This window comes from Shinella sp. G-2, assembly GCF_050172695.1.
Taxonomy (GTDB): domain Bacteria; phylum Pseudomonadota; class Alphaproteobacteria; order Rhizobiales; family Rhizobiaceae; genus Shinella.
Window position 1 is genome coordinate 522,015 of record NZ_JBBEYH010000002.1, and the last position, 15,194, is coordinate 537,208.

The 15,194-nt window shown below is 65.1% G+C and carries 18 protein-coding genes and 1 pseudogene; 12 read left to right on the top strand and 7 right to left on the bottom strand.

Going from position 1 to position 15,194, the window contains the following annotated elements; translation table 11 throughout:
- Window positions 1-107 precede the first annotated feature (107 nt).
- The gene (locus tag V8U06_RS06480) at window positions 108-1,220 is read left to right on the top strand and encodes a pyridoxal phosphate-dependent aminotransferase (RefSeq protein ID WP_427139963.1); all 1,113 of its coding nucleotides are present in this window, start codon (window positions 108-110) and stop codon (window positions 1,218-1,220) included.
- A 96-nt stretch (window positions 1,221-1,316) separates the two neighbouring features.
- Here the strand turns inward: V8U06_RS06480 and V8U06_RS06485 are convergent, their stop codons facing one another.
- On the bottom strand, window positions 1,317-1,586 hold the full coding sequence (locus V8U06_RS06485; protein WP_226919858.1) for an SEL1-like repeat protein: 270 nt from the start codon (window positions 1,584-1,586) through the stop codon (window positions 1,317-1,319).
- A gap of 456 nt (window positions 1,587-2,042) precedes the next feature.
- Between V8U06_RS06485 and V8U06_RS06490 the strand changes: the two genes are divergently transcribed.
- From V8U06_RS06490 to V8U06_RS06520, 7 genes are all read left to right on the top strand, one after another.
- A complete protein-coding gene (locus V8U06_RS06490; protein ID WP_427139964.1) occupies window positions 2,043-2,381 on the top strand; it encodes a DUF2147 domain-containing protein in 339 nt (112 codons plus the stop codon).
- 177 nt (window positions 2,382-2,558) lie between these two features.
- Window positions 2,559-2,723 carry a hypothetical protein gene (locus tag V8U06_RS06495; RefSeq protein WP_226919861.1) on the top strand — a complete coding sequence of 55 codons (165 nt, stop codon included), beginning with the start codon at window positions 2,559-2,561 and terminating at the stop codon, window positions 2,721-2,723.
- A 30-nt stretch (window positions 2,724-2,753) separates the two neighbouring features.
- On the top strand, window positions 2,754-2,930 hold the full coding sequence (locus V8U06_RS06500; RefSeq protein WP_226919862.1) for a hypothetical protein: 177 nt from the start codon (window positions 2,754-2,756) through the stop codon (window positions 2,928-2,930).
- A gap of 66 nt (window positions 2,931-2,996) precedes the next feature.
- The gene (locus V8U06_RS06505) at window positions 2,997-3,317 is read left to right on the top strand and encodes a YnfA family protein (RefSeq protein ID WP_427139965.1); all 321 of its coding nucleotides are present in this window, start codon (window positions 2,997-2,999) and stop codon (window positions 3,315-3,317) included.
- 123 nt (window positions 3,318-3,440) lie between these two features.
- A complete protein-coding gene (locus V8U06_RS06510; protein ID WP_427139966.1) occupies window positions 3,441-4,943 on the top strand; it encodes an AMP nucleosidase in 1,503 nt (500 codons plus the stop codon).
- A gap of 117 nt (window positions 4,944-5,060) precedes the next feature.
- On the top strand, window positions 5,061-5,342 hold the full coding sequence (locus V8U06_RS06515; RefSeq protein ID WP_427139967.1) for a ribbon-helix-helix protein, CopG family: 282 nt from the start codon (window positions 5,061-5,063) through the stop codon (window positions 5,340-5,342).
- Window positions 5,332-5,775, top strand: a complete 444-nt coding sequence (locus V8U06_RS06520; RefSeq protein WP_427139968.1) for a type II toxin-antitoxin system VapC family toxin — start codon at window positions 5,332-5,334, stop codon at window positions 5,773-5,775. Before V8U06_RS06515 ends, V8U06_RS06520 begins: the two co-directional genes overlap by 11 nt.
- A gap of 97 nt (window positions 5,776-5,872) precedes the next feature.
- Here V8U06_RS06520 and V8U06_RS06525 read toward each other — a convergent pair whose 3' ends face one another.
- On the bottom strand, window positions 5,873-7,246 hold the full coding sequence (locus V8U06_RS06525; protein ID WP_427139969.1) for an aspartate aminotransferase family protein: 1,374 nt from the start codon (window positions 7,244-7,246) through the stop codon (window positions 5,873-5,875).
- Between the two features lie 148 nt (window positions 7,247-7,394).
- Between V8U06_RS06525 and V8U06_RS06530 the strand changes: the two genes are divergently transcribed.
- Window positions 7,395-8,765: a glutamine synthetase family protein gene (locus V8U06_RS06530; RefSeq protein ID WP_427139970.1), complete on the top strand. Its 1,371-nt coding sequence runs from the start codon at window positions 7,395-7,397 to the stop codon at window positions 8,763-8,765.
- A 44-nt stretch (window positions 8,766-8,809) separates the two neighbouring features.
- On the opposite strand, the gene V8U06_RS06535 is transcribed toward V8U06_RS06530, so the two are convergent.
- A complete protein-coding gene (locus V8U06_RS06535; RefSeq protein WP_427139971.1) occupies window positions 8,810-9,175 on the bottom strand; it encodes an NIPSNAP family protein in 366 nt (121 codons plus the stop codon).
- Window positions 9,176-9,209: 34 nt separating this feature from the next.
- A complete protein-coding gene (locus tag V8U06_RS06540; RefSeq protein ID WP_226919870.1) occupies window positions 9,210-10,148 on the bottom strand; it encodes a diacylglycerol/lipid kinase family protein in 939 nt (312 codons plus the stop codon).
- A 358-nt stretch (window positions 10,149-10,506) separates the two neighbouring features.
- Here V8U06_RS06540 and V8U06_RS06545 point away from each other — a divergent pair, with 358 nt between their 5' ends.
- On the top strand, window positions 10,507-11,745 hold the full coding sequence (locus V8U06_RS06545; protein ID WP_427139972.1) for an MFS transporter: 1,239 nt from the start codon (window positions 10,507-10,509) through the stop codon (window positions 11,743-11,745).
- 34 nt (window positions 11,746-11,779) lie between these two features.
- Here the strand turns inward: V8U06_RS06545 and V8U06_RS06550 are convergent, their stop codons facing one another.
- A complete protein-coding gene (locus tag V8U06_RS06550; RefSeq protein WP_427139973.1) occupies window positions 11,780-12,196 on the bottom strand; it encodes a winged helix-turn-helix transcriptional regulator in 417 nt (138 codons plus the stop codon).
- 101 nt (window positions 12,197-12,297) lie between these two features.
- On the opposite strand from V8U06_RS06550, the gene V8U06_RS06555 reads away from it, so the two are divergent.
- Window positions 12,298-13,311: a zinc-binding alcohol dehydrogenase family protein gene (locus V8U06_RS06555; RefSeq protein WP_427139974.1), complete on the top strand. Its 1,014-nt coding sequence runs from the start codon at window positions 12,298-12,300 to the stop codon at window positions 13,309-13,311.
- 45 nt (window positions 13,312-13,356) lie between these two features.
- On the opposite strand, the gene V8U06_RS06560 is transcribed toward V8U06_RS06555, so the two are convergent.
- Window positions 13,357-13,827 (bottom strand): Lrp/AsnC family transcriptional regulator, encoded by a 471-nt coding sequence (locus V8U06_RS06560; RefSeq protein ID WP_427139975.1) that lies wholly within the window; start codon window positions 13,825-13,827, stop codon window positions 13,357-13,359.
- Window positions 13,828-13,966: 139 nt separating this feature from the next.
- On the opposite strand from V8U06_RS06560, the gene V8U06_RS06565 reads away from it, so the two are divergent.
- Window positions 13,967-14,875, top strand: coding sequence for a DMT family transporter (locus V8U06_RS06565; RefSeq protein ID WP_427139976.1), 909 nt, complete (start codon window positions 13,967-13,969; stop codon window positions 14,873-14,875).
- 81 nt (window positions 14,876-14,956) lie between these two features.
- On the opposite strand, the pseudogene V8U06_RS06570 reads toward V8U06_RS06565, so the two are convergent.
- Window positions 14,957-15,194, bottom strand: a pseudogene (locus V8U06_RS06570) (proline/glycine betaine ABC transporter permease); the annotation flags it as partial.

Genomic DNA, 15,194 nt, shown 5'->3' on the forward strand with positions numbered 1-15,194 from the left:
GCCTTTTCCGATTATTGGCTAGGGTGCCCGCTGGAAGCCGATTCCGGCGGGCATTCATGCGCGCCATCGGCGGCCGTTCCGATCCTTCACCCCTGCCAGGCGCCTTCATGTCCGCATTCTCCCGCTTCACCGCCCTCGCCCAGACCCTGCCCGCCACGGTTCCCTTCGTCGGGCCTGAGGCCATCGAGCGCAATCGCGGCCTTGCCGTGCGCGCCCGCATCGGTGCGAACGAAAGCGGCTTCGGCCCGGCTCCCTCCGTGCTGGAGGCGATGCGGGCGGCGGGCGAAACGACCTGGATGTACAGCGATCCGGAGAATTTCGAGCTGCGCGAGGCGCTGGCCCTCCACCACGGCATTTCTCGCGACAATATCGCGGTCGGCGGCGGCATCGACGGGCTGCTCGGCGAGATCGCCCGTCTCGTCATCACGCCGGGCACGCCGGTCGTGACCTCGCTCGGCGGCTATCCCACCTTCAACTATCATGTGAACGGGTTTGGCGGGCGGCTCGTCACCGTGCCCTATGCCGGCGACCGGGAGGACCTTGCCGGTCTTCTCGACGCCGTGCGCCGGGAAAATGCGCCCCTCGTCTATTTCGCCAATCCGGACAATCCGATGGGAAGCTGGTGGGACGCAGACAGCGTCGTCTCCTTCGCGCGGGCGCTGCCGGAAACGACGCTGCTCATTCTCGACGAGGCCTATGGCGAAACGGCGCCTTCAGGCACCATTCCGGCGATCGGCGCGCTGATCGGCCAGCCGAACGTCCTGCGCATGCGCACCTTCTCCAAGGCCTATGGCCTTGCCGGCGCACGGGTCGGCTATGCCATCGGCACGCTCGGCAATGCGCAGGCCTTCGACAAGATCCGAAATCATTTCGGCATGGCCCGGGTTTCGGTTCAGGCGGCGCTCGCCGCGCTGAAGGACCAGGCCTATCTGGCGGATGTCATCACCCGTATCGGCGCGTCCCGCGAACGCATCGCGAAGATCACGCAGTCCAACGGCTTGCTGCCCCTTGCCTCCGCCACCAATTTCGTCACCATCGACTGCGGCCGGGACGGCACCCACGCCAAGGCCATTGTCGACGGGATGATGGAGCATGGCGTCTTCATCCGCATGCCGGGCGTCGCCCCCCATAACCGATGCATCCGCATCAGCGTCGGGCCGGAAAACGATATGGCGTTGCTCGAGGAAGCGTTGCCGCAGGTTCTGAAACGGCTGGCTTGATGGCCGAGCATCTTCGATCAGGGCGCGGATCCGGTTCCGGTGCCGTTTATCGCCGCCCGTCCGTGATGCTTTTCTGACCCCTGGCCAGCCGGTTTCTCAGTGAACCGTCATCCACTCGCGGGCGGCGCGCAGCGCCAGAGCGAGGTCGGTCTTCGTCATCGTCGCGGCAAGGTCGGCGCGCAGCTCTGCGGCGCGTTCACAACCCTTGATGGCGGCGATGTTGAGCCATTTGTGGGCCTGTACGACGTCGATGTCGCAGCCGCGGCCCGTCGCATACATGAGGCCCATGTCGCAGAAGATTTCAGCGCGGTTCTCGCCGCCGGTCATGGCGGCCGTTTCGGTGGTCTGAAAGTCAAAGCGTGCCATTTTCGTTAGTCCCTGTCTGACTGGTTTACTGCTCTTAGTACCTGTTTTACCTGCCCTTTCGGGCCGCCTCTGGCGCCTGCCGTCTTCTGCGGCATGGTCTTCCTTCAGCGTTTTGCCGGCCGGTTTTTCCGTGCTCGTCTTATGGCTCCACTATGCCGCGGGGCTTTCAAAATGCGCTTAAAATGCATGCTTAATTTGAGACGAACAAAATCCAAACGCTTGGTAAAATTGGATTTTCGTTAAACATCAGACCCTCTGGAATCCGGCGAATTCGCTTCAAAATTTACCGATTGTTCAACCGGCGATTTCAACCCTTCGCTAACCACGGCAAACGGCAGCATTTTTCCGCATCGCGATTTTCCGCCGCCGGAAGCCCCGGAAAACCGTCCCTCGGGCATATTTACCTTTACGTGTGCGTAAGATATATTCCGGTTCTCATTCTGGAGGAGGAAGAGAATGAAACTGAGGATATGGATCGCCGCCGCCCTTCTGACCGTTCCGGGCGTCGCCCTTGCCGCCGAGCCGATCGAAGGCAACTGGAAGACGGCCACGGGCTCCACCGCCGCCATCACCAAATGCGGCGGCAGCTTCTGCATCACGCTGAAGACGGGCAAGCATGCCGGCAAGCGCATCGGCAAGCTGGACGGTTCGGGCGCCGACTATACGGGCTCCATCACCGACCCGGAAACCGACAAGACCTATAGCGGTTCGGGCGCCGTCAACGGCAATTCGCTGCGCATGAAGGGCTGCGTGCTCGCCGTGCTTTGCAAGTCGCAGACCTGGTCGCGCCTCTGAACCGAGCGCATATCGTTGAAAAAGCCGGCGTCCCGACGCCGGCTTTTTTGCTTCCAGAAACGACAAAAGGCGAATCACACCTTTCCTGAACGGGAGATGAACCGGCCTCTCAGGGAGCGTTCAGTCCCGGAGTGCGACAACGGGTACACCGAAACATTCCGCATGAGGGACAACATCATGGACATCCTCGCACGCCGCCTGACGATCATCACCCTGCTGATGGCGATTTTCGCAATCATGCTGGCTGCCGCCGTCGAGACCGACTACCGCCGCAGCGCGCATGACAACAGCGGCAAGCTGGTCGCCTGCTCCGCCCCGGAAATGTGCCGCGCCTCGCTCTGATTTCATCCTGACATCGCTGGAAGACCCGACATGACGACCGCCCTGTTCCATATCTCCGCCGTCGCGCTGCGCATCTTCGCCCTCTCGGCGATGATGATCGCCCCGGTCGGCGCCCTTGCCTGGAACAATGCAGGCGGTCTCGGCATCGAGAAGCAGGGCGCGGGCCTCGTGCTTTTCGTCACCCTCCAGCGCCAGTCGATGAGCTGACGCCACGCTAGGCAATGCTCTGATCCGTGCTAAACCGGCAAGGCCTTCGCCAACCCCGGAGCCCGGATGAAATCCCTTCTCGTCTTTTCCGCCGCCGCCCTTGCCGAAATCGCCGGGTGCTTCGCCTTCTGGGCCTGGTGGCGGCTCGACAAATCCATCCTCTGGCTTCTTCCCGGCATGGTCTCGCTCGCTCTCTTCGGCTGGCTGCTGACCCAGGTCGACAGCGCCTTTGCCGGCCGCGCCTATGCGGCCTATGGCGGCGTCTACATCGCCGCCTCGCTGCTCTGGCTGTGGCTGGCGGAAGGCATGCGGCCGGACCGCTTCGACATGGCGGGCGCGACGCTGGCGCTCGTCGGCGCCGGCATCATCCTCGCCGCTCCGCGATAGGCGTCTCTTTCAGGCGCAAAACCGCGCCGGCGTCTTTGCCGGATTGCCCCAGGGCTGCGGGAGGGCTTGCGGGCGCGCCGCACATGTCGTTTGCTTGTCAAATAACAACATCTATAGTGATTCATGAGCAAACGAATCTTCTCTCCAAAGCCCCTTTCCTTCGCAACGCCCGACCCCTACGAGCCCCAGTCCTTCGATGATCCGGTGGCCGCCGTCGACGCGCTCCAGGCGCTTTACGACCGCAACACGACCTTCCTGACCAGTGCCTTCACCGCGCTCGGCAAGAACGGCACGCCCGGCACGCGCTTTCGCGCCTGCTACCCGCAGGTCAGCATCGAGACGACCAGCTTCGGCCATGTCGATTCGCGCCTGTCCTACGGCTATGTCGCCTCGCCCGGCGTCTACACGACCACGATCACCCGGCCGAAACTCTTCCGCCATTACCTGAAGGAGCAGCTTGGCCTCCTGATCCGCAACCATGGCGTCCGCGTCATCGTCTCGGAATCGACGACGCCGATCCCGCTGCATTTCGCCTTCGGGGAAGGCGCCTATGTGGAGGCGGAGATCGCCGAGGGCATCGAACTGCCGCTGCGCGACCTCTTCGACGCGCCGGACCTCACCAACACCGACGACGAGATCGCCAACGGCTCCTATGAGCCCGGCCCCGGCGAACCTTCGCCGCTCGCCCCCTTCACAGCCCAGCGCGTCGACTATTCGCTCGCCCGCCTCAGCCACTACACCGCGACGCGCGCCGAGCATTTCCAGAACTTCGTGCTCTTCACCAACTACCAGTTCTACGTGGACGAGTTCTGCGAATGGGCGCGCCGGCAGATGGCCGAGGGCGGCAACGGCTATACGGCCTTCGTCGAGCCCGGCAATCTCGTCACGCCGGCCGGCGCCGACAAGCCGGAGCCGAACATCACGCCCGGCCGCCTGCCGCAGATGCCGGCCTACCACATCAAGAAGAAGGGCCATGGCGGCATCACGCTCGTCAATATCGGCGTCGGTCCCTCCAATGCCAAGACGATCACCGACCATATCGCCGTGTTGCGCCCGCATGCCTGGCTGATGCTCGGCCATTGCGCCGGCCTTCGCAACAGCCAGACGCTCGGCGACTACGTGCTCGCCCATGCCTATGTGCGCGAGGACCACGTGCTGGACGACGACCTGCCCGTCTGGGTGCCGATCCCGGCGCTCGCCGAGGTGCAGGTGGCGCTGGAAAGCGCGGTGGAAGAGGTCACGGGCCACGGCGGCTACGACCTCAAGCGCATCATGCGCACCGGCACCGTCGCCACCATCGACAACCGCAACTGGGAACTGCGCGACCAGCGCGGGCCGGTCAAGCGCCTCTCCCAGTCGCGCGCCATCGCGCTCGACATGGAATCGGCCACCATCGCCGCCAACGGCTTCCGCTTCCGCGTGCCCTACGGCACGCTCCTCTGCGTCTCCGACAAGCCGCTGCACGGCGAGTTGAAGCTGCCGGGCATGGCGACGGCCTTCTATCGCACTCAGGTCAACCAGCACCTGCGCATCGGCATCCGCGCCCTCGAAATCCTTGCCGGCATGCCGCCGGAGAAGCTGCATTCGCGCAAGCTCCGAAGCTTCTTCGAAACGGCGTTCCAGTAGTCGGGCCAGCAGTCGGGGCCAGTAGTCGGGCACAATGGACGCGGGGTGGGTTCAGCGCCGCATTTGAAATCCCGGGCCGTATCGACTACATTCGACTACAGGAGCTTGGTGAGAACAATGAACGCTGCAACCCACCCCACATCCGTCAGGCTGTCGAAGGAAGCGCTTGCGCTGCTGGATGAGCGCGCCCGCGAAACGAAGCGCTCCCGCTCCTTCCTCGTCGAACAGGCCATCAGGAAACATCTCGCAGGCGCGCCGGAACCGGCGGATGCCGCTGAAACGGCGCGCAAGATCGAGCGCCTCCGGGCCTTCAGGGGCGTGGGTTCAAAACGCCATGGCCCCTTGTCGGCGGACGATGTAAGCGCCATCCGACGCGAATTCTCCGGCGATGACGAATAGCCGCTGGCTGGAGCAGACGACGCGGCTCTATCTCGATTCCAACATCGTCATTTATTACGTTCAGGGCGAAGCCGACCGGCAGCGACAGGTCGATGCCCTGCTCACCGAGGCCCTGTCCCGCGGCGTCGAGCTCTTCGTCAACGAGATCGTCGTTTGCGAATGTCTTTACGGCGCCTACCGCCTCGGTCAGCCGGATGTGGAAGCCGCCTACCGATCTCTGTTCTTCGAGGCCGGGCTCTTCACGGTGGTTCCAGCAGACTTCCGTCTGCTGGACATGGCGGCGCGCCTCGGCGCGACGAGAGGCCTCAAGCTGCTCGATGCCAGCCACTATTGTTCTGCCATCGATTTCGGTTGCGAGTGCCTGGTGACGAATGACACGAAGTTCGCATCGAGCGATGAACTTCGTGTCATTCAGTTGCGCGACTGCGGTTAGGGCATTTCCGGTGAAATCCGGTTCACCGGAAACGCTCCAGCTTTTGTTTTCACCGCATTGTCCAACGCCGAAGCGAGACCGCTTCGGCTGAAACCGCTCAGGCCGTCAGCACGTTCCAGGCATGTTCCAGCGCCTTGCGCGTCGTGTCGATCATCTGGTCGACCTCGGCATGGGTGATGACGAGCGGCGGGGAATAGAGCATGCGGTCGCCGGTGGCGCGCAGCACCAGGCCGTTTTCAAGGCAATGGTTGCGTACCGTGACGCCGGCCTTTTCCTTGTCCTCGAAGCGCTTGCGGGTCGCCTTGTCCTCGGCAAGCTGCACGGCGGCCATCAGGCCGACCTGCTGCACCTCACCGACGATCGGCAGGTCCTCCAGCGATTTCAGGCCGGCGGCGAGATAGGGGCCGATGTCGTCATGCACGCGCTCGACCAGCTTCTCGTCCTCGATGATGCGCAGGTTTTCCAGCGCCGCGGCGGCGCAGACCGGGTGGCCCGAATAGGTGAAGCCGTGGTTGAAGTCGCCCACTTCCTCGACCAGCACATTGCCGACGCGGTCGGAGACCATGACGCCGCCGATGGGCAGGTAGCCGGAGGAAAGACCCTTGGCGATGGGCGCCAGATCCGGCTCGACGCCGAAATGCTGGTGGCCGAACCAGTGGCCGGTGCGGCCGAAGCCGCAGATCACTTCGTCCGTCACGAGCAGGATGTTGCGCGCCTTGCAGATGCGGGAGATTTCCGGCCAGTAGGTGGCCGGCGGCACGATCACGCCGCCCGCGCCCTGGATCGGCTCGGCGACGAAGGCGGCGACATTGTCCTCGCCGAGTTCGTCGATCTTCTCTTCCAGCTGGCGGGCCATCTTGAGACCGAATTCGTCGGAGGTGAGGTCGCCGCCCTCGCCGTACCAGAAGGGCTGGTCGATATGGTGCACGCCGGCGATCGGCAGATCGCCCTGCTCATGCATCCACTTCATGCCGCCGAGCGAGGCGCCGGCGACGGTCGAACCGTGATAGCCGTTCTTGCGGGCGATGATCGCCTTCTTGGTCGGCTTGCCCATGGCGCCCCAATAGACGCGGGCCATGCGAAACCAGGTGTCGTTGGCCTCCGAGCCGGAGCCGGTGAAGAACACGCGGTTGATGTTCGGGCCGGCATGGGACGTGATCTTCTGGGCCAGCAGCACGGCCGGCGGCGTCGTCGTGCCGAAGAAGGTGTTGTAGTAGGGCAGCTCGTTCATCTGCCGCACGACGGCGTCGGTGATCTCCTTGCGGCCATAGCCGATATTGACGCACCAGAGGCCGGCGAAGCCGTCGAGATAGCGCTTGCCGTGATTGTCGAAGATGTAGCAGCCCTCGCCGCGCTCGATGATGCGCGTGCCGGTCGCGTTCAGTTTCTTCATGTCCGAAAAGGGGTGAAGATGGTGGGCGGCATCGAGGGCACCGAGGTTCGAAACGGCTGCTGCACTGGTCTTCGACATTTGACTACATCCTTAGGGGTAGATCCCGCCTTATTGAACGGCGGGACAGAATGGGTTACGAAAATGCCCATACAACAGGCATTTGGCAAGAGATCGAGCGAAGGCAAAATTTCTTGTCCAGGCCTCCCGCCAAACCAAAGCAGGCACCATGACAAACGACAAGACGGCAGCCGGTTCGCCGCGCGCCCATGCCCCCAGCAATGCCCCGGCCCGTATCGAAATCCTCCTCGTCGGCATGAACGGGGACCTGCGCGGCAAGCAGGTTCCGCCCGAGGGCGAGAAGAAAATCTGGGACGGTTCGGTGCGCCTGCCCTCCTCCACCCAGTCGCTCGACATCTGGGGCGACGACAATGACGACATCACCGGCCTGTCGCTTTCCGTCGGCGATCCGGACGGCGTTTGCATTCCCGACCGCCGCTCGCTGACCGCCATGCCCTGGGCGCCCGAAGGCTCGCGCCAGGTGCTCGCCACCATGCACGAATTCGACGGCACCGCCTCCTTCATGGATCCGCGCGCCATCCTCGCCCGCATGCTGAAGCGCTTCGAAGACAGGGGTCTGACGCCGGTCGTGGCGACCGAGCTGGAATTCTACGTGGTGGAGGACGACTGGCGCGAGACCGGCAAGCCGCGCCCGCCGGCGGCCCTGATGTACCGCGACCAGCCGAACGGCTTCCAGCTCTACGACATGCGCGCCACCGATGCGCTGGACGACTATCTCCAGACCGTGCGCGCCTGGGCCAAGGCGATGGACCTGCCGGCGGACGCCACGACCGCCGAATTCGGCCCCGGCCAGTTCGAGATCAACCTCCTGCACCGCCCGGACGCGCTCGCCGCCGCCGACGACTGCATCTACCTGAAGCGCATCGCCGAACAGGCCGCCCGCCGCTTCGGCCTGAAATCCACCTGCATGGCCAAGCCCTATGCCGACCAGGCGGGCTCGGGCCTGCACGTCCATTGCAGCGTCATCGACAAGGACGGCAGGAACATCCTCGACGCCAGGGGCGGCGAACCGGCGAAGCTGAAGTCGGTCTGCGCCGGCATGCTGCAGACCATGCGCGACGCGCAGCTCGTCTTCGCACCCTTCGCCAATTCCTATCGCCGGTTCCAGCCGGGCTCCTTCGCGCCGGTTGACCTCACCTGGGGCTTCGGCCATCGCGGCACCGCCATCCGCATTCCCGACAAGGACGGCCCGGCCGCCCGCGTCGAACACCGCGTGGCGGGTGCAGACGTCAATCCGTATCTCCTGCTGACGGCGATCCTCGGCGGCATCCTGCTCGGCCTCGACAACGAGCTCGACCCCGGCCCGGTGACCGAACCCGGCAAGGATGTCCCTGACGCGACGCGCCTGACGCACGACTTCCTGACGGCCGTGGAGGAATTCTCCGCCTCGCCCTTCATCAAGGATGCCTTCGGCGCGGAGTACCAGAAGCTCTACGGCGATACCAAGCGCAAGGAAGCCATTCAGTACCTGCGCACGGTCTCGGACTTCGACTACCAGACCTATCTGCCGCGGATCTGAATTGCGGGGCGGTGGGCCTCTGCCTGCCGCCCGGCCTCGATCTTTCAGTCTTCAGGAAGCGGCCGCAGGAAAAGGCGCTCGTAGCTGAGGAAGGGCGGGTTTTCCCGGTAGCGCGCGTTGGCGGCCATGCCTTCGGGATCCTCCGCCGCCGCGATGCGATAGCGCCGATAGGCGTCCTCGTCGGGAAAGGTGAAGACCGCAACGGCGATGTCGCCGTCTCCCTCCTCGCCGGCCGCCGAAAAGCTCATCGCCACATCGGCCGGCTTTTCCCGCGGCAGGAAATAGCCGTGATGGGTTCCGCCATGACGTACGATCAGCCGGGTCCAGATTCGCGCGTAGGCCTCGAATTCCGCAATCCGGCTTCGGTCGAGGCGATAGCGGATTTCGCAGGTCACCGGTGCCGTCGCCATTGCGAACGTCCCTCCCCCGTCACATTAAAGGACTCTAGGCTGCCGCTGGCTCCGCCGTCGCCATGTTGGCGGCCTGAACCTTCGGCACGATCACCTTCAACTCGCCGGGATGCAGGCGGATCGAGACATCGCGGTCCATCGGCAGAAGCTCGCCGTCGATGACGCAGTTGATCGCGCGGTCGACCTTGGGGAAATGCAGTTCCACCTCCGTGCCGGTCATCTCGGTGACGTCGGCATTCTCGCGCAGCTTGCCGCGCAGGATATCGAAGGCGAGCCGTGCAACGCCCGCCGGCTTCAGCGGATTGGTGGTGTAGAAGCCGAGATGGCCGCCCGTCAGGTCATCGGCATAGAGCAGGCCGTTTTCGCCGAAGCGGTTGTTGGAGACATTGATGGCCGAGACCTTGCGGTGCTCCTCGACACCATCGACATTGAACTCCACCTCGAATTCCGGGGGATCGAAGACGACGCCGACGGCGGCGCGGGTGTTGGCGGCGATCTTGCCGAGACGCGAGCGGTAGCTCATGGCATTGCGCAGGCGCACCATGCGCGCATGCAGGCCGGCGGAGAACTGGTGCACGAAGGCGCGATCGTCGGCCGTGCCGATATCGGCGGCGGCGATGTCGCCGTCGGCCAGCGCGTCGATCGCCTGCCAGATGTCGAGCGGGATCTTCAGCGAACGCGCGAAGAGGTTCATCGTGCCGGCCGGCACGATGCCGAGCGGCATGCGGCTCTGCCAGGCAAGGCCGGCCGCGGCCGAGACCGTGCCGTCGCCGCCGCCCGCCAGCATGGCGTCGAGATCGGTCCGGTCCGCGCAACGGCGCAGCGCCATCTCGATATCCGCCCCCTCGACGATATCGCAGTCGAGATGATGCCCCGCCTCATAGAAGACCTTCTCCGCATGGCGGGCATAGGCCTCCATGTCGGTGGTGCGGAACGTCCCCCCGTCCCTGTTGAAAATCGCCTGTACTCTCATTCGCATGCTCCGCGTGACGGCCGGGAACGCCTGAAGGATGACTATCGATCCATTAGATAGTCGAGAAAGCGGCGATTCACAGGCGCGCGCAAAACGCTGCGTCATAAATCGTGAGGACAATAATCGTGAGCGGGCAATTTCGGGTGGGGTGAAAATTCGCAGTAGGCAGCGCGGCGCGGTTTGATATAGTACAAATCGGTTGAAAGCGTCGGGAGTGCGCTTTCCAGCCGTGTCGTACCTTCCCCATCGTGGCCTTTCCGGCCGAACGCAGTGCACCGGCAGCCAGGAGGAGTGGCCGCCCATGCAGGGTTCGGCGCTGGATTTTCCGCGCGTGGGCCACCCTTTGCGGAGCCACCCCGTGTCCGAACATCCCCTGCCCAATGCCGCCCTCTCCCCGGGGCAGCCACCGCTTGCGGCGCTGACCGTCACCCTGATCATCCTGGCGCTCGCCGTCGGCAGCTTCGGCATCGGCACAGGCGAATTCGCCATCATGGGCCTCCTGCCCGACGTCGCCACCACCTTCGGTGTGACGACGGCCGAGGCCGGTTACGTCATCAGCGCCTATGCCTTCGGCGTGGTGGTGGGCGCGCCCGTCATCGCGGTCATCGGCGCCCGCTTCCGCCGGCGCGATCTCCTGCTGGTGCTGATGGGCCTCTTCGCCGCCGGCAATCTTGCCAGCGCCGTCGCGCCGACCTTCGAGAGCTTCATCCTGCTGCGCTTCCTCTCCGGCCTGCCGCACGGCGCCTATTTCGGCGTCGCCGCCCTCGTCGCCGCCTCCATGGTGCCGGTCAACAAGCGCACGCAGGCGGTCGGCAAGGTCATGCTGGGCCTGACGGTGGCGACCCTGATCGGCACGCCGCTCGCCGCCTTCATCGGCCAGCAGCTCGACTGGCAGTACATGTTCGTCGCCGTCGGCATCACGGGGCTGCTGACGGTGGTGCTGATCGCCATCTTCCTGCCGCGCGACGCGAAGCCGAAGGGCATCAATGCGCTGACCGAACTCTCCGCCTTCAAGCGCAAGCAGGTCTGGCTGACGCTCGGCATCGCCGCCGCCGGCTTCTGCGGCATGTTCGCGGTCTTCAGCTACATTTCGCCCATCGTCACCGAGGTCGCGGGCCTCAATGTCAGCATGGTGCCCGTCATCATGGCGGTCTTCGGCTGCGGCATGATCGTCGGCAACATCTTCGGCGCCAAGCTTGCCGATCTCTCGCTGATGCGCACCATCGGCTGGTCGCTGGTGCTGTATTTCTTCGTGCTGGTCAGCCTGTCGCTGACGGCGGAAAACCCGATCCTGCTCGGCGTCTGCTGCTTCCTCATCGGCTGCAGCTTCGTCGTCGGCCCGGCGCTGCAGACGCGCCTGATGGATGTCGCCGGCAATGCGCAGACGCTGGCCGCCGCGCTCAACCATTCCGCCTTCAACGTCGCCAATGCGCTCGGCGCGCTGTTCGGCGGCATGGCGATCACGGCGGGCTACGGCTACGGCTCGATGGGCTTCGTCGGCGCGGCGACGGCCGTCGTCGGCTTCGGCACCTTCCTGCTCTCGCTGACGCTCGAGAAGATGGATGGCGAGGCGACCCCGGCCTGCCCGGCGGAATAGCCGGCCGGACCGGCCAGACACAACGCCCGAAAGATCAGGCGGCGTCCCTCCCGGGGGACGCCGTTTGCATTTCCTCTACCGTTTCCGGGGCAAGGCGGATGAAGTTCCGGCCGTTCTCGCAGGCGACATTCCGGGAGCCCCAGCTTGCCAGCGCGCGGATCACCGGCTCCAGGCTGCGGCCGGCCGGCGTCAGCTCGTAGTCGACACGGGGCGGCACGACGGGAAACACCGTGCGCGAGACGATGCCCGCCTCCTCCAGTTCGCGCAGCTGCTTGGTCAGCATGCGCTGCGTGACGCTCGGCAGCTTGCGGCGCAGCTCGTTGAAGCGCAGCTTGCCGTGCATCAGATGGTAGAGGATCACGCCCTTCCACTTGCCGTCGAGGAAGGAGAGTGTCGATTCCACCGGGCAGCCGGGAAAATTGCTCGTGAGCTTGGCGCGCGGACGGGACATGGACGGTATCCTTTTCGACACTATGGGCATTATTTGTGCATTCTTGCGCAAGTCGATGCTACGCTTCATCTAGTCTCCATTCAACGCGAAAGGAGACACCGATGCGCGCCATCGCCTACCAGACCCCGCAGGCCATCACCGCCGAAACCGCTCTCGTCGACATCGACCTGCCGACCCCCGAGCCGAAGGGCCGCGACCTGCTGGTCGAGATCAGGGCCGTTTCCGTCAATCCGGTCGATACCAAGCTGCGGGCCAATGCCGCCCCGGCCGATGGCGGCTGGCGCGTGCTCGGCTTCGACGCCGCCGGCATCGTCAAGGCGGTCGGACCGGACGTCACGCTGTTCAAGGAAGGCGACGCCGTCTTCTATGCCGGCGCCATCGACCGGCCCGGCACCAATGCAGAATTCCATCTCGTCGACGAACGCATCGTCGGCCGCAAGCCCGCCACGCTCGATTTCGCCGCCGCCGCCGCCCTGCCCCTGACGGCGATCACCGCCTGGGAAATGCTGTTCGACCGGCTGAAGGTGCGTGAGAGCGTGCCGGGCGCGGCCAACGCCATCCTCATCATCGGCGGGGCGGGCGGCGTCGGTTCGATCGCCGTGCAGCTTGCCCGCCGCCTGACGGACCTCACCGTCATCGCCACCGCCTCGCGCCCCGAGACGGCGGACTGGGTGAAGAGCCTCGGCGCCCATCACGTGGTCGACCACGGCAAGCCGCTCGCCGCGGAGGTGGCCGCGCTCGGCATCGGCGCGCCAGCCTTCGTCTTCTCGACCACCAACACGACCGATCACCTTGCGGCCATCGTCGAGACCATCGCGCCGCAGGGCCGCTTCGGGCTGATCGACGATCCGAAGACCCTCGACGTCATGCCCTTCAAGCGCAAGGCCGTCTCCACCCATTGGGAACTGATGTTCACGCGGTCGCTGTTCCAGACGCCCGACATGATCGAGCAGCACCGGCTGCTGAACGAGGTCGCGCGCTTCGTCGATGCCGGAGACATCCGCACGACGCTCGCCGAGACCGTCGGCACGATCAATGCGGCGAACCTGAAGACGGCCCATGCGATGGTCGAAAGCGGCCGCACGCGCGGCAAGCTGGTGCTTTCCGGCTTCTGACGAACCGGGGGGCGGTCCGCCGCCCCCCTTCTCAAGGGACCCGCTTCAAAGCGAGGGCAGCTTCAACGCGCCGCCGGTCTTGATGCTGCGGATCGCGAAATTGGAGCGGATATCGGTAACGCCTGGCAGGTTCAGCAGCGTTTCCGTCAAAAGGCGCTCATAGGCGGCAAGATCCTCGACGACCACCTCCGCCAGAAAATCCGCATTGCCCGAGATCAGGAAGCAGGAGACGATCTCCGGCACGGCCAGCAGCGCTTCCTGCTGCGCCAGGGCGTTTTCCCGGCTGTGCCGCCCCACCTTGATCTCCACGAAGACGGTGAGGCCGAGGCCCACCTCCTTGCGGTCGATATCGGCGCGATAGCCGCGCAGCACGCCGGACTTTTCCAGATTGCGAATGCGGCGCAGGCACGGCGACGGGGAGAGGTTCACCCGCTCGGCGATCTCCACATTCGTTGCGCGCGCATCCTCCTGCAGCACCTTGAGGATGGCGATATCGAATTTATCGAGTTTTGGCATATCCGAAAACTTTAGCATCTGAAATTGGCACGATCGTGCGCATGCTACGCCAGGGGAGGCACAACTCGCAAGGACATGCCTCGCCCCTCGGCGCTAGAGTCTGGTCATGAATTGAGCCAAGCGCAGAAAGGACATCGCCATGGCCATGATCTCGCTCTCTCCCGAAACCAAATCCAGCCCGCTGCTTGCCGGTTATGCCGGCGGCGCCGTCACCGTGCTCATCTGGGCGCTGTGGGTCGTGGCGACGCGCCACACGGCGGCAACGCCGCTCGGCACCGTGGATATCGGCCTCATCCGCTACGGCGTGCCGGCCTTCCTGCTGGCGCCGATCTGGCTGCGCACCGGGCTCCTGCCGAAGGGCGTGCCCGTCAGGATCATCGTGGTCATGGTGGCGGGCGCCGGAGCGCTCTTCTTCCAGATCACCGCCGCGGCGCTGCATGTGACGCCCGCCGCACCCGGCGGCATCCTGCTCGGCGGCTCGCTGCCGCTGGCGACGGCCCTCATCGGCATGGCGCTCTTCGGCGAGCGGCCGGACCGCATGCGCCTTGCCGGCCTTGCCGCCATCGTCGCCGGCGTCGCGATCCTTCTTGGCGCCAGCACGCTGAAGAGCGGCATGAGCGCGACCGGCTTCGTGCTGCTGCCGCTCGGCGCCGTGCTCTGGGCCGGCTTCACCCATGCCTTCCGCCGCTCGGGCCTTTCCGCCCTCGAAGGCGCCGCCATCATCGCCGTCTGGTCCTTCCTGATCCATCTCGGCCTGGCGGCCATCGTCGGCACGCATCTCGGCGAGGCCTCCCTGCCCGACCTTGCGCTGCAGGTCACCAGCCAGGGCATCCTTTCCGGCCTCGTCGCCACCTTCGCCTATGGCACCGCCGTCCGCGCGCTCGGCGGCAGCCAGGCCGCCGCCTTCACCGCCATCACGCCGGTGCTGGCCACCCTCGGCGGCGCGGTGTTCCTCGGCGAAAGCTTCGGCCCGGCGGAAATGACGGCGGCGCTGGTCGTCGGCGCGGGCGTCGCGCTCTCCACCGGCATCCTCTCGCCGAAGCATTGAACCCAAACGAAGGGCGCCCGCGGCTCTCGCCGGGGCGCCCTTTTTCGTGTCTGCGTTTTCGATCAGCCCCGGATGATCAAATCACCCGTGAACGATCTCGCGGTGTTTCTGCAGGCGCTGGCCGAAGGCCTGGCTGACGCGGTCGAAGATGATCGCGATGCCGACGATGGCGAGCCCGTTGAAGATGCCGAGCGTGAAATACTGGTTGGAGATCGCCTTCAGCACCGGCTGGCCGAGGCCCTGCACGCCGATCATCGAGGCGATGACCACCATGGCGAGCGCCATCATGATCGTCTGGTTGATGCCGGCCATGATGGTG

Coding starts and splice junctions, on each gene's coding strand:
- V8U06_RS06480 (WP_427139963.1), top strand. CDS start 108: ATGTCCGCATTCTCCCGCTTCACCGCCCTCGCCCAGACCCTGCCCGCC.
- V8U06_RS06485 (WP_226919858.1), bottom strand. CDS start 1,586: ATGGCACGCTTTGACTTTCAGACCACCGAAACGGCCGCCATGACCGGC.
- V8U06_RS06490 (WP_427139964.1), top strand. CDS start 2,043: ATGAAACTGAGGATATGGATCGCCGCCGCCCTTCTGACCGTTCCGGGC.
- V8U06_RS06495 (WP_226919861.1), top strand. CDS start 2,559: ATGGACATCCTCGCACGCCGCCTGACGATCATCACCCTGCTGATGGCG.
- V8U06_RS06500 (WP_226919862.1), top strand. CDS start 2,754: ATGACGACCGCCCTGTTCCATATCTCCGCCGTCGCGCTGCGCATCTTC.
- V8U06_RS06505 (WP_427139965.1), top strand. CDS start 2,997: ATGAAATCCCTTCTCGTCTTTTCCGCCGCCGCCCTTGCCGAAATCGCC.
- V8U06_RS06510 (WP_427139966.1), top strand. CDS start 3,441: ATGAGCAAACGAATCTTCTCTCCAAAGCCCCTTTCCTTCGCAACGCCC.
- V8U06_RS06515 (WP_427139967.1), top strand. CDS start 5,061: ATGAACGCTGCAACCCACCCCACATCCGTCAGGCTGTCGAAGGAAGCG.
- V8U06_RS06520 (WP_427139968.1), top strand. CDS start 5,332: ATGACGAATAGCCGCTGGCTGGAGCAGACGACGCGGCTCTATCTCGAT.
- V8U06_RS06525 (WP_427139969.1), bottom strand. CDS start 7,246: ATGTCGAAGACCAGTGCAGCAGCCGTTTCGAACCTCGGTGCCCTCGAT.
- V8U06_RS06530 (WP_427139970.1), top strand. CDS start 7,395: ATGACAAACGACAAGACGGCAGCCGGTTCGCCGCGCGCCCATGCCCCC.
- V8U06_RS06535 (WP_427139971.1), bottom strand. CDS start 9,175: ATGGCGACGGCACCGGTGACCTGCGAAATCCGCTATCGCCTCGACCGA.
- V8U06_RS06540 (WP_226919870.1), bottom strand. CDS start 10,148: ATGAGAGTACAGGCGATTTTCAACAGGGACGGGGGGACGTTCCGCACC.
- V8U06_RS06550 (WP_427139973.1), bottom strand. CDS start 12,196: ATGTCCCGTCCGCGCGCCAAGCTCACGAGCAATTTTCCCGGCTGCCCG.
- V8U06_RS06555 (WP_427139974.1), top strand. CDS start 12,298: ATGCGCGCCATCGCCTACCAGACCCCGCAGGCCATCACCGCCGAAACC.
- V8U06_RS06560 (WP_427139975.1), bottom strand. CDS start 13,827: ATGCCAAAACTCGATAAATTCGATATCGCCATCCTCAAGGTGCTGCAG.
- V8U06_RS06565 (WP_427139976.1), top strand. CDS start 13,967: ATGGCCATGATCTCGCTCTCTCCCGAAACCAAATCCAGCCCGCTGCTT.